12 protein-coding genes are annotated in these 12,484 nt (G+C 35.9%); 6 read left to right on the top strand and 6 right to left on the bottom strand.

Translation table 11 applies throughout. From position 1 onward, the window contains the following. The first annotated feature begins 43 nt into the window (after positions 1-43). The 4 genes from K2F26_RS21360 (at position 44) to K2F26_RS21345 (ending at position 4,923) form a co-directional block, all read left to right on the top strand. Positions 44-1,825 carry a 4Fe-4S binding protein gene (locus tag K2F26_RS21360; RefSeq protein ID WP_220609394.1) on the top strand — a complete coding sequence of 594 codons (1,782 nt, stop codon included), beginning with the start codon at positions 44-46 and terminating at the stop codon, positions 1,823-1,825. A gap of 133 nt (positions 1,826-1,958) precedes the next feature. Then, positions 1,959-2,663 carry an SDR family oxidoreductase gene (locus K2F26_RS21355; protein ID WP_220609393.1) on the top strand — a complete coding sequence of 235 codons (705 nt, stop codon included), beginning with the start codon at positions 1,959-1,961 and terminating at the stop codon, positions 2,661-2,663. A gap of 327 nt (positions 2,664-2,990) precedes the next feature. Further along, positions 2,991-4,052, top strand: a complete 1,062-nt coding sequence (gene hppD, locus K2F26_RS21350) for a 4-hydroxyphenylpyruvate dioxygenase (protein ID WP_220609392.1) — start codon at positions 2,991-2,993, stop codon at positions 4,050-4,052. Positions 4,053-4,227: 175 nt separating this feature from the next. Then, positions 4,228-4,923, top strand: coding sequence for an HAD family hydrolase (locus K2F26_RS21345; RefSeq protein ID WP_220609391.1), 696 nt, complete (start codon positions 4,228-4,230; stop codon positions 4,921-4,923). A gap of 86 nt (positions 4,924-5,009) precedes the next feature. Here K2F26_RS21345 and K2F26_RS21340 read toward each other — a convergent pair whose 3' ends face one another. The 3 genes from K2F26_RS21340 to K2F26_RS21330 form a co-directional block, all read right to left on the bottom strand. Next, positions 5,010-5,462, bottom strand: coding sequence for a DUF29 domain-containing protein (locus tag K2F26_RS21340; RefSeq protein ID WP_220609390.1), 453 nt, complete (start codon positions 5,460-5,462; stop codon positions 5,010-5,012). Positions 5,463-5,645: 183 nt separating this feature from the next. Continuing rightward, positions 5,646-5,987 carry a hypothetical protein gene (locus K2F26_RS21335; protein WP_194051990.1) on the bottom strand — a complete coding sequence of 114 codons (342 nt, stop codon included), beginning with the start codon at positions 5,985-5,987 and terminating at the stop codon, positions 5,646-5,648. 326 nt (positions 5,988-6,313) lie between these two features. Beyond that, entirely contained in the window at positions 6,314-6,715 is a 402-nt protein-coding gene (locus tag K2F26_RS21330; RefSeq protein ID WP_194051988.1) for a fasciclin domain-containing protein, read from the bottom strand. Between the two features lie 121 nt (positions 6,716-6,836). Here K2F26_RS21330 and K2F26_RS21325 point away from each other — a divergent pair, with 121 nt between their 5' ends. Further along, entirely contained in the window at positions 6,837-7,781 is a 945-nt protein-coding gene (locus K2F26_RS21325) for a putative 2-dehydropantoate 2-reductase (RefSeq protein WP_220609389.1), read from the top strand. 131 nt (positions 7,782-7,912) lie between these two features. On the opposite strand, the gene K2F26_RS21320 is transcribed toward K2F26_RS21325, so the two are convergent. Together K2F26_RS21320 and nagA are read right to left on the bottom strand one after the other, a co-directional pair. Beyond that, complete coding sequence (locus tag K2F26_RS21320) at positions 7,913-9,454, bottom strand: NAD(P)/FAD-dependent oxidoreductase (protein WP_220609388.1); 1,542 nt, start codon at positions 9,452-9,454, stop codon at positions 7,913-7,915. Between the two features lie 335 nt (positions 9,455-9,789). Continuing rightward, positions 9,790-10,959 carry an N-acetylglucosamine-6-phosphate deacetylase gene (nagA, locus tag K2F26_RS21315; RefSeq protein ID WP_220609387.1) on the bottom strand — a complete coding sequence of 390 codons (1,170 nt, stop codon included), beginning with the start codon at positions 10,957-10,959 and terminating at the stop codon, positions 9,790-9,792. 105 nt (positions 10,960-11,064) lie between these two features. Here nagA and purE point away from each other — a divergent pair, with 105 nt between their 5' ends. Beyond that, complete coding sequence (gene purE / locus K2F26_RS21310) at positions 11,065-11,583, top strand: 5-(carboxyamino)imidazole ribonucleotide mutase (protein ID WP_220609386.1); 519 nt, start codon at positions 11,065-11,067, stop codon at positions 11,581-11,583. A gap of 205 nt (positions 11,584-11,788) precedes the next feature. Here the strand turns inward: purE and K2F26_RS21305 are convergent, their stop codons facing one another. Continuing rightward, on the bottom strand, positions 11,789-12,481 hold the full coding sequence (locus tag K2F26_RS21305) for a zinc-dependent metalloprotease family protein (protein ID WP_220609385.1): 693 nt from the start codon (positions 12,479-12,481) through the stop codon (positions 11,789-11,791). Between the last annotated feature and the right edge of the window lie 3 nt (positions 12,482-12,484).

Here is a 12,484-nt window from a genome sequence, read left to right as displayed (position 1 = left end):
TCTTACCCAATTAGTAATTTAGCATAACAAGTACCGAAGAATCATGTTTGATAGTATATCTGAAAGTCTAATACACAAAATACGCTGGGTATTAACTATCCTATGGCTAGGATTAATTGCATCTTTTTTATATGATCCTTTATCTTCAATATTGACTAAACCTGAAAATACTTGGAGTCCTTTCAGATTGTCCAATACTTGTATTCAAGTACAAGATAAATGCCTCTCAGAACAGCCTTATCCTTTGGGAACAACCTTATTTTGGGGAGCAATTATTCCTATTTCTATTTTCATTTTACTAGTGTTTGGACATGAAATGTGGCGAAGAATTTGCCCCCTATCTTTTTTATCACAAATTCCCCGCTCTTTAGGTTGGCAGCGTCAAATCAAACGAGAAGATCCTCAAACTGGAAAAATACGTTATGAGTTAGTCAAAATTAAGCCTGATTCATGGTTAGGCAAAAATTATTCCTATGTACAATTTGCATGGCTGTTTGTAGGTTTATGTGGTCGTATTTTATTTTTTAATGCAGATCGTTTAGTGTTAATATTATGGCTATTATTTACCATTGTATTTGCTCTTACTGTGGGTTATTTATATAGTGGCAAGTCTTGGTGTAACTACTTTTGTCCGATGGCTACAGTGCAAAGGATTTATGGTGAACCGGGTGGATTATTTAGCAGTCAGGCTCATACAAGTGAGCAATTAATTACTCAATCAATGTGCCGTACTACATTACCAGATGGTAAAGAAAAAAGTGCTTGTGTAGCTTGTCAAAATCCTTGTATTGATATTGATTCTGAAAGAACTTATTGGGCTGATTTAAAACGTCCAGAATCATCGTTTTTACGTTACAGCTATGTTGGTTTGGTTATTGGTTATTTTGTTTATTACTATCTGTATGCTGGTAATTGGGATTATTACTTTTCTGGTGTTTGGGCAAGAGAAACCGATCAACTTGCATCACTGTTTGCACCAGGATTTTATGTGTTAGGAAAAACAGTTAATATACCTAAAATAGTTGCAGTGCCGATGACTCTTGGAGGATTTACAGCCCTGGGATATGGGTGGGGAAAAGTAATAGAAAAGAAAGCAAAAGCTTATAGTCTGCGTCATCATCTTCATCTTTCTATTGATACTATCAGACATCGAATTTTTACCATTTGCACCTTTGGCATTTTCAACTTCTTTTTTATTTTTGCTGGTCGTCCTCTGATTATATTATTGCCATTATGGATACAATATTTATACGATATATTATTAGTCATCTTGAGTACAATGTGGCTATACAAAACTTGGAAACGTAGCCTGGATATTTACTCAAGAGAAAGTGTTGCGAATCGTTTACGCAAGCAACTAGAAAAACTAGATATCAATTTGCCAAAATATTTAGATGGACGTTCTATTAAGGAATTAAATACTCATGAAATATATGTATTAGCTAAGGTATTACCAAGTTTCACAAAAAACAAACTCTATCATGCATATAAAGGTGTGGCACGGGAATTTTTAGTGGAAGGAAAGATGAAATACTCTGAAGGTTTAGAAGTATTAGACAAAATGCGTCAAGAATTGGAAATTACAGAGGATGAGCATTGGGAAATGCTCAATCAGTTGGGTGTTGAAAACGTAGAAATTATCAATTCTCCTATGGAAATAACAAATGTAGAAAATGATCAGCTATTGCCAAAACTGCAAGATTTGACTCAGGAATTGCAAACACATTTCGAGAAAATTCTTGATGTACCAACCAAGTATACTGGTTTTGTACTAGTAAAAGATAATGTGAAGAAATTAAAGAGATCCCAGGAAAAAGAAAAATGATATATATGAAATATAAAGTTTTTATTTAGATCCAGGACTTTTTAAAGAAGTCGGGATCTATGCAATAACCCCGACTGACTCATGACTAGTGCTATAGTATATAAAGAAATGTAAAGAGATTATCAATACTGTCATGCAGGATAAAGTTATTGTCGTCGTTGGTGCTACTGGTGGTATTGGTTCAGCTTTAGTTCGTAAACTGGCACTCAATGGGGCTAAGTTGGTACTAGCTGCTAGAAATGGCTTGAATTTAACAACATTGGCTGGTGAGTTATCAGGAGAAGTGCTGACAGTGCCGACGGATATTACAAAACCAGAACAGGTAGAAGCGTTAATACAAACAACTTTGGCGCATTTTGGGAAAGTTGATGTTTTAGTAAATGCTGCTGGTATTGGTATTCTCAAAGGTTATAACAATATAGAAGCGGCGGAATTAGATAAAATTCTGGATTTGAATTTAAAAGGGTGTTTTTATACTTCTCAAGCTGCTGCTAAGGAAATGCAAAAACGCAAATCTGGCCATATTTGTAATATTGTCGGGATTTTGGGTAAACATTCAATGCCGATGGCTGCGGCCTATTCTGCTTCTAAGTTTGGGGTTGTGGGTTTTAGTAAGTGTATGGCGGAAGAACTTAAACGTTTTGGTGTGAAGTTTACTTTGTTTTATTTTGGTGGTGTAGATTCTCCTTTTTGGGATCATGTAAACTTGAAGGTTGATAGAACAAAAATGCTTAGTTGTGAAACTGCGGCTAATGCTATTTTCTATGCTTTATCGGCTGAACCTCAAGCTGTGCCAATGGAAATTAATATTCAGCCTGATAGTCATTTATTTTTCTAGTGAAAAATCACTTAGTTTAAATATAGTTTAAATATTTGGTTTGGGCGGGCAGGGATGCCCACCTCACAAGATTTAAACTTATTTAGGTTATACAGTTTAAATGAGGAACAGCTTAGAGGATGTTTTAAAAGTCTCTCATGATGTATCAAACATTTTCAGATCCCCCTATATCCCCCTTAAAAAGGGGGACTTTGACTCTAGTTACCCCCTTATTAAGGGGGGTTAGGGGGGATCAGGGGGGTATCTAAAGTCACCATCTAAAACTTTTCAAACAACCTCTTAAATTCTGTCACTCCTTAACTCCTGTAAATCCTGATTTAGACAATTATGATCCAAATTGATCACGTTCACTTCTATGTAGAAGATGCCCACATTTGGCGGGATTGGTTTGTCAAATATCTGGGTTTTCAAAGAGTAGTTAATTCATTGTTTCCCAGTTATGAAAATCAGGGAAATTCGTTACACACTCACACTGAAGTTGTGAAAAATGGTGATGTCTATTTTTTACTTTCTTCACCTCTTTTACCATGTAGCCCTGTAGCGGAATATTTACGTTTTCATCCTCCTGGTGTGGTTGATGTGGCTTTTGTTGTGGACGATTTAAAGACGGTTACAGCAAAGGCTACTGTTAATGGTGCTACACTTTTACAACCTATTGAAAATTGTAAATTTTACAAATATGCAAAAATTTCTGGTTGGGGTAAATTGAGTCATTCACTAATAGAAAGAAATATTGAAAAAACAATTATTGAACAGGATGGTTTTATAGGTATAGATCATGTGGTTTTAAATGTGGAAGCTGGGGATTTACCAACTGCTGTTAAATGGTATCAAAATATTCTTGATTTTCAACCCCAACAAAGTTTTAATATTCAAACTGATTTTTCTGGTTTGCATAGTCAGGTGATGATTTCTGCTAATGGTAGGGTACAATTACCAATTAATGAACCTGCTTCTGCTAATTCCCAAATCCAGGAATTTTTAGAATTTAATCGTGGTTCAGGTGTGCAACATATTGCTTTACATACTCGAAATTTAATTGATGCGATCGCTCGTTTTCGGGCTGCTGGTTTATGTTTTCTCTCTGTTCCCAAAAGCTATTATTCACAATTACAACAACGTTTAAATTTGCCTTTATCACCTGAAGAATTACAAGCGATCGCCCAACAAGAAATTTTGGTAGACTCTCAAAAAGATGCACCTTTAGAAGCTTTATTATTGCAGATTTTCACCCAACCAATTTTTAATGAACCGACTTTTTTCTTAGAATTTATTGAACGTCGTTCTCACGCTTCTGGTTTTGGTGAAGGTAACTTTCACGCTTTATTTACAGCTATGGAAAGTGAACAAATTAAACGGGGGTTTGTCAGTCGAAGAGGTGACAGGTGACAGGTGACAGGTGACAGTAAGAAGGCAAAAGGCAAGAGAAAGAAGAATTGAACAATAAAGAACTAATTTTTCTTCCCCTGCTTCCCTTTCCTCCCCATCTCTTTCTGTTCCCTGTTCCCTGTTCCCTGTTCCCTCTTTCCTGAGATAATGATAAAAAAATTAACATGAATAACTGATGCTGAGACTAATTACAGATTTTGATGGTCCAATTATGGACGTTTCCGAGAGGTACTATCAAGTTTATCAACTTTGTCTGGAAAAAACTAAATATCCTGATCAAGAGGTAAGGGAACTTTCTAAAGCGGAATTTTGGCAACTCAAGCGATCGCACATTCCTGAAAAAGAAGTTGCTTTAAAATCGGGTTTAAATGCAGAACAAGCAGAAGAATTTGCGAAAATTCGCAAACAAACTGTACACACTCAACCCTATTTTCAATATGATGTTCTTGTTCCTGGTGCGTTAGATGCTTTAACCAAAGTGCAACAAGCAGGAGTTGATTTAGTTGTCATGACTATGCGTCGAGTGCGAGAATTAGATTATGCTTTTGATAAGTATGATTTGGGGCAATTCTTCCCAGAAAATAGACGTTATTGTTTAAGTAACGATTATGTAAAAACCCGTGATATTGAAGATAAACCACTGTTGATGGCCAAAGCTATTAAAGAACTTCCTCCCGTTGCTGAAACTTGGATGGTGGGAGACACAGAAGCGGATATCACAGCAGCTAAAAAACACGGTGTGAAGATGATTGGTGTAGAAAGTGGAATCCGCGATCGCACTCAATTACAATCTTATCAACCTGATTTAATTGTTGCCAATTTACAAGCTGCTGTAGATTTTATTTTCTCAGAAATGAAGCTGGGAAATTAGTTTTTAATTAGTTTGTAATTCACAAAGCGATAGCTACCCAAAAGGTGGCGATCGCAATCAATTTAAGACTCAACTTAAAACTCAATTTAAGGTAGAAAATCTGCATCTAGAACTTCCAATAAAGAGAAAGGTGAATCTTCAGGAAATAATTCCGAAGGTAGTTGATATTTTCTCAAAGTATCATTTCTCGCATCTTGATAACATTCTAAAAATACATCATTTAATATAGATTTCAAACTAGGACTATCTGCCAAACTATAAGCTATTTGTCTTCTTTGTTCCACAACAGTATTCCGCCAACCTCTAGCATTAGAATCTTTTTCTTTTGTCCAATATTGCAGTTTTAATAAATGTTCTATTAAGACTATTAAACGAGTTTTTAGTTCTTTTTTCTCTCTCCTTCCCATACTATCAATTTCTTCAATCAAATTCTCAATATCTAATTCTTCTAGCTTGCCTTCACTTAACAGTTTAACTGTAGTTTGTATCCACAAGTAAAAATCTTGTTCATATAATTTTTTCGTAGTATCAGTCAGCATATAAATTTCTCCTGACTCTATCTAATATTGATTACATTATACAATAAATCTATCAATAAAAACAAATCAATTGTTCAATAATTTATCGCTCTCCCACATCTTCCAAATCAGGAATAGGAAAGAGCGAAATTATCTAAGTCAGCAATTTATTCAAAAATCCCAGATCATGAATAAATCAATCAATTAAATTTTTATAGACTTCCATAAATAACCTAATTGTAGAGAATTGCTGCGCCAGATAATAGCAATTAAATTAGCCAACAAACAAGTAATTGCTAAACCTAATAAAATAAAAGTTGGTAACATCACAACACCAATCATAAACCAAGTATAAACGTGGAATATCATTACAAAAGCAAACATACTTGCAAAACCAGCAGATTGCCATATTTGCAATTTAGGACGGTTTAAGAATGTGAGGATAATTGTTAACAAAGTAGCCAGAATATTTGCAGGTACAAGAAATGCACATATACCAGCACAGTTGGCACGGGAAAATTCAGCTAAAGTGTTGAAATCGAGCATTAATTTGAACTTGTGATGATAGGGTTAGATGATGATGAAAAGTTTGATTACCAGTTAAATTACCAATTAAACATTTATTTATTAATTTATTGATTTATTGGTCTTCATCTACCATAGCGTAATAGTGAGTAATCACCGGAATTATTTTACATAAATTAAAGAATTAACCCAAAAAACAACTTAGCCATAGATAATTATAAATGGTGGACAATGCCCACCATTATTGATATAACGCAAGTAGTGAGTAATCAGTAATCAGCTTTTTAATGATTAATCAAGTATTCTGACTCCTGACTCCTGACTCCTGACTCCTGACTCCTGAAAATTTAACCCATCAAAATTACAGTATCTAAAACGTGAATGATACCATTATCAGCATCAATATCTGCTGCTAAAACCGTGGCATTTTTCACCTCAAAACCATCTTCACAATTAATTTTAATCAGTGAACCTTCCACAGAAGTCACAGTACCCAGTTTAGCTAAATCCGCTTTAGTCAACTTTCCCGGAACGACATGATAAGTTAAAATTCTGGTTAACTGGGGAATATTTTGTAATAAAGTGGTAATTGTACCCGGTGGTAACTTAGCAAAAGCATCATCATTAGGTGCAAACACAGTAAAAGGACCAGGACTTTTTAGAGTTTCCACCAAACTCGCAGCTTTTACCGCAGCTACCAAAGTTTGAAAACCATCATTACTAACTGCAATATCAACAATATCAGCCATTCATGTCACCTCATATCTGTTGAAGGTTATACAAAATAGTAAATCATGTTTAAGTTTTATTACGTTAAAATCCTGGTAAAATAACAACTTATGATTGTTGTAAGATTCCTTTATAGCTAAAATGGGTAATTTAAGTTACGCAATTCTAGGAACAGGTGCATTAGGCGGTTTTTACGGGGCTAAACTGCAAAAAGCTGGTAATGAAGTCCACTTTTTAGTTAATAGTGGTTATCAACAAGTTAAGCAAAATGGTTTATTGATCCAGTCTAAAGACGGTGACTTTCGTTTACCCCAAGTGCAAGTTTACGATCAAGTCAAAAAAATGCCTAGCTGCGATGTGGTAGTTGTGTCACTAAAAACCACCCAAAACCATATACTAACACAATTATTACCACCAGTAGTTAAAGATAATGGCATAGTTTTAGTATTACAAAATGGGTTAGGCATAGAAACAGAAATTGCCCAAATTGTCAGCAACGTTAATATTATGGGTGGTTTATGTTTTCTGTGTTCTAATAAAATTGCCCCAGGACACATACATCATTTAGACTATGGACAAATTACCTTGGGGGAATATGCTACTAATTATCATGCTGGAGGAATTACAGAGAGAATGAAAGCAATTTCTCAAGACTTTGAAAATGCAGGAATTGAAATAGAACTAACAGAAGATTTATTATTAGGACGTTGGAAAAAATTGATGTGGAATATTCCCTATAATGGGTTATCCGTCATTCTTGATGCTAAAACAGATGAATTAATGGCGGATATGTACACTCGGACATTAGTAGAACAATTGATGAAGGAAGTACAATTAGGGGCAAAAAGTACAGGGCGAATTATTCCTGATAGTTTTATTCAAACAATGTTGGATTATACAGTAAAAATGAAACCATATCGCACCAGCATGAAAATTGATTTTGATGAAAATCGTCCTTTAGAAGTAGAAGCAATAATTGGCAACCCATTAAGAATAGCAGCAGAAAATAATGTAAATTTACCGCTGATTCGTTCCATATATCAACAATTGAAATTTTTGGATAAAAGAAATATAGGTGACAGGTGACAGGTGACAAGTGACAGTAAGAAGGAAATATCTCATTATCTTGTTTATCTCGTTCCCAGTTTCTAACTGGGAATGTGATCAAAGAGGATCTGCCTCTGTTATAACTTAGTTTCTCTCCTAAAAATAATAACTTATTCCAAATAATCACCACCAGAACCAAACTTCCAAGCATCTAACCAACGATGATAATAATATTGTTGTTCGATGGGCAGATTCTTAACTAACGGTTCTAACATAGAACTCACAGAAAACAAAAGAGTAAATATCAATAAATTCACATAGTGTAATATCCAATCAATTAAACTTAATAAACCCACTTGAGGAATAATCTTAGAAACCAAGACAGGATGAGAGAAACCTGTTTTTAACAAAGTTTTGGTTAAAGCAGAAAACTGTACCACATCTTGTAAAAAAGGTTTTAAAACCGGATTTCCTAACTTTTGCATTTCTGCAAACACAGATGATAGAAGTTGATTAATTTGATCTGGGGGAATTTGTTGATTTACTCCCACACTCATAGCTTTTTGAAATAACCAAGTTACACTCAAACTCGGTTGATATGGTTGCAGCAGTTTTAAAGATTGGGATGATAATTGATTGGTTTGCAATGCTTCCTCAATACCCAAAGTCAACCTTTGTAAATGGCGAATCATTGCACCAAAACCACCAAAACTCAAAGGTGATTGATTTCCGCTACTATCACCCACAGGTAAAATACGATCCCAAAGAGTTTGTAAAGGACTTTCGCGGTAACTAGGAAAGAAACCAAACAACGCTCTTTTAAAATTTAATTGATTAATTTCCACACCTTGATACTCTGGTAAAAGGCGAAAATATTCCTCAAATAAATCTTCTAAACTCAAGCGTTGGGGTGCTGCATCCATATAGGTAAATAAATAAGTTGTTCTTCCATCCTTTGCGGGAAAAGCTTCCCAAAAATATTGACATTGATTTTGTAAAGGGGTGAAAGATAACAACAAATCTCCTGATTCATTTTTCGGAAAACCTTCTGCACAACTTCCCACCACTAAACAAAGTGCATCTGGTTTTTTTCCTTGACGTGCTTGTTTACTAATAGGTGAAAGATGTCCCATTGCATCAAGTAATAATCTGGCTTTAAATTGGTTATTGACTATTACCCCATCGGGATGAACTACCACTTCATTAAAAGGAGTATTTTCAAATAAAATTCCTCCTACCGATAGAAAACGATTTTTTAAAGTTGCGAGAAGATAAACCGGATCTACACCAATATTTAAAACATCTTCTACCCAAACTTCTGTACCACCTTGAAAACTCACTCGTGCGGGATTATATTCTGTGACAATAGTTGTTTCTAACTCTGTTTCTGTTAATAAGTCTAATTCTCTAAATATTGACAACTCTTTACGGGAAATATTCCATTCTTGTTCTCTTCCTTGTAAAATTCCTCTTTCTAATAATGCTACCCGCACACCGCGCACTGCTAAAGCGCAACCTATTAAAATTCCTAAAGTTCCACCGCAAATAATTACATCCCAGTCTACATAATTTAACAGTGCGGGATTTTGTTTGACTACTTCTGTGAAGGTTTGGTTATCGCTTCGCAAAGATGTTAAAATTTGGTCGGTGCGCCGTAAACCATTTAAGACATTTCCGGGAAGTTGAGAAAGAATTTCTTCTGTTAAAGTCATGATGATTAATTTTGTTTGAATTAGGATTTTCAGGATTTCAGGATTTTCAGAATGTTATTGAAAATAATATTATATATCTATTTTTTGGATAAATGAACCCCAGAGGACACAGAGAAAAACAGAAAATTTCTTCTTTGCGTCTTTGCGTCTTGGCGTGAGATAAAATCTTTATTTGTCTGAATCAGGATGTCCAGGATTTCAGGATTTACAGGATGTTATTGAAAGTTTTATTGTCAGCATTCAGCTTTTTCCAATGTACCCCCAAATTCACTATTTAATAATCTACTAATTTATCAAATATTCCAACCTATTACTTACTGACTCCTGAATTCTTACTAATTATTTATTCTTTTCCAAGTCAGTTCTTTTGTCTTTTCTTCCCAATGCCAGCGTATTAAATTAGCCGGTTGCTTGGGCGTAAGTGTGGGTAAATTGATCGCTTTTCTGGGTGCATCTGTGGCTAAGAAAATGGCTGTTTCTACATCACAAATTTCCCATTTGACTAAGTTCTGCACTCCCGTTAATAGAGGAAAAGTTGTACCTGATAATGTCCCATCTGCTAATCTGGCTGTGCCGTTTTTAACGGTAATTTTGCGATCATCCCAAGGATACACACCATCTGGTAATCCTAACGGTGCTAAGGCATCACTGACAAGAAATAATCCTTTACTTGCACGTAGCAAAATTTCTAACATGATGGGGACTACGTGCTGTCCATCAGCGATAAAACTACTCATCACGTCGGGATTGTTCATTGCTGCACCTAATAATCCCGGTTCGCGGTGATGTAATGGTGGCATGGCATTAAACGCATGAGTTACCATTGTTGCACCGGCTTTAAATGCTTGTTGTGCTTGTGCTGCTGTAGCTTGGGAATGTCCTAAACTAACGGTGATACCCAAGGAGTGCAAATAGGGGATTACTTCCCCTGTAGGATCTAATTCTGGCGCTAAGGTGATAACTTTGACAATTGAGGCATAATCACCTAATACCCGTTTGACTTCATTCATTGTCAGGGGTAATAAATATTCTGCTGGATGTGCGCCTCGTTTACCGTAGTTTAAAAATGGTCCTTCGAGATGGACTCCCAGAATTTTTGCACCGGATTTTTGGGTATAGTTGGAAATGAGGGTGAGCGATCGCTGGATATTTTCTACAGAAGTTGTTACCAGTGTTGGTAAATATCCATCAACTCCTGCATCCCACAAATATTGTGATATTTCTTCTAACCGATGGATGTTTTTTCGCGTCAACTCAGGAAACGCTAAACCTAGTCCCCCATTAATTTGTAGATCAATTCCACCTAAAGAAATCCAATCACCGGATACATCTAAAATGTGTAAATTTTCCGGTGTCTCTCGTTGACACACTTTGCCCATTGGTAAAATCTCTTCAATTTTACCCTCTTTATTCACCCAAATCATCTGTAAACCTTGATAACCGGGTACTCTTGCATTGATAATATCTACGTTTGACAGGATGGGATTTGGTTTTGCTTTGGTCATTACCCTAGCCAGAAACAGCTAAATCTCCAACGATTGTAGATGGAAACATCAGCAATTTACCTAAAATCTCAAATCCAAAATCCAAAATCTAAAATCTAAAATTCTATGAGTCTTGAAGTTGGTATTATTATGGGCAGTGATTCGGATCTGCCTACTATGAAGGATGCGATCGCTGTTTGTGAGGAATTTGGCATTGAATCCGAAGTAGCTATTGTATCTGCCCATCGTACCCCAGAACGCATGGTAGAGTATGCCCAAACCGCCCATCAACGCGGTATTAAGGTCATTATCGCTGGTGCTGGTGGTGCTGCTCATCTCCCTGGTATGGTAGCATCTTTAACCCCCCTTCCTGTAATCGGTGTTCCTGTTGCAACTCGTAATTTACAAGGTGTTGATTCTTTATATTCTATTGTGCAGATGCCAGCAGGTATTCCTGTTGCTACTGTAGCTATTGGTAATTCTAAAAATGCCGGACTCTTAGCAGTGCAGATCCTCGCTACTCATCAACCAGAATTGTTAGCAAAAGTCCAAGCATATCGTCAAAGTTTATGTGATATGGTGATGGATAAACAAAGTAAATTAGCAGAATTGGGTTATCAGCAGTATTTAGAACAGAGGCTTTAAAAAAGAAAAGTTTTAAAAAAGAAAAGGCGATTGTAAATCGCAGCTATAAAAACAAAGTCCACCTACACGGACTAGAACATACAGCAGTGTTCGGTATTCTGAGTTACAGATGTTAATGATAAAACCCTTCTGGAACAGGCAGGATGCCTGTTAACCTTGTACCTCATTTACCTCGAAACTGCTGTATAATATTGAAGGATATCAACTAAGATTTATGCTGACTAATAGCATAATTCATTAAGATAATTTGCTCTGCATGAAATGATGGTGGCATCAAACTATGAATTCTGTGATCCAGTCCATCGTGCATCACATCAGTTGGTAAATTAGAATGGTCTAAACCTAAAGTGTGTCCAATTTCGTGGGTGATAGTATTAGCAATTAAATTAGATAATTGCTCTAAATTCAAATCAGCACAATAGGAAGCATGAAGTATTTGATCTATCCGCACAGCAGCAATATTTGTCACTTTACCAGGACTAAAACTAGCAATTCCTAAATAGTCAACTGGTTGATGATGAAATAGCACCTGAACATGAATAAAGTTTTGCCCCCACTCTTTTTGATCAGGTGGATCAGATGTCAAAAACACATTCACACTTCTAAAAGCACTGAACACTTTAGATAAAGCATCTTCCATTAATCTGATCAAGGTGCTTTTTTCTTCAATACCGAACAGAATAGCGGAAATATCAACCCAGATGCAATGACGAGTTTGGTGGGTATTTTCAACAAGTAACCTGCCACAAAATGGACATATTTGCCAATTTGTTTGGATGCGAGAACGGCAACCTTGACAGCGGGGTTTTGCTGGTCTTTCCAGGTTGATCCGTTCCCAAATCGGAACTCGCAACTTACGATTGGGTTTTTTTAGATTCAGGCGATCGTAAAGCGACATTAT

Origin of the sequence: Sphaerospermopsis torques-reginae ITEP-024, from assembly GCF_019598945.1 — a bacterium.
Lineage (GTDB): Bacteria > Cyanobacteriota > Cyanobacteriia > Cyanobacteriales > Nostocaceae > Sphaerospermopsis.
Note: the sequence above shows the minus strand (reverse complement) of the source record. Positions and strands in the feature narration are given on the sequence as shown.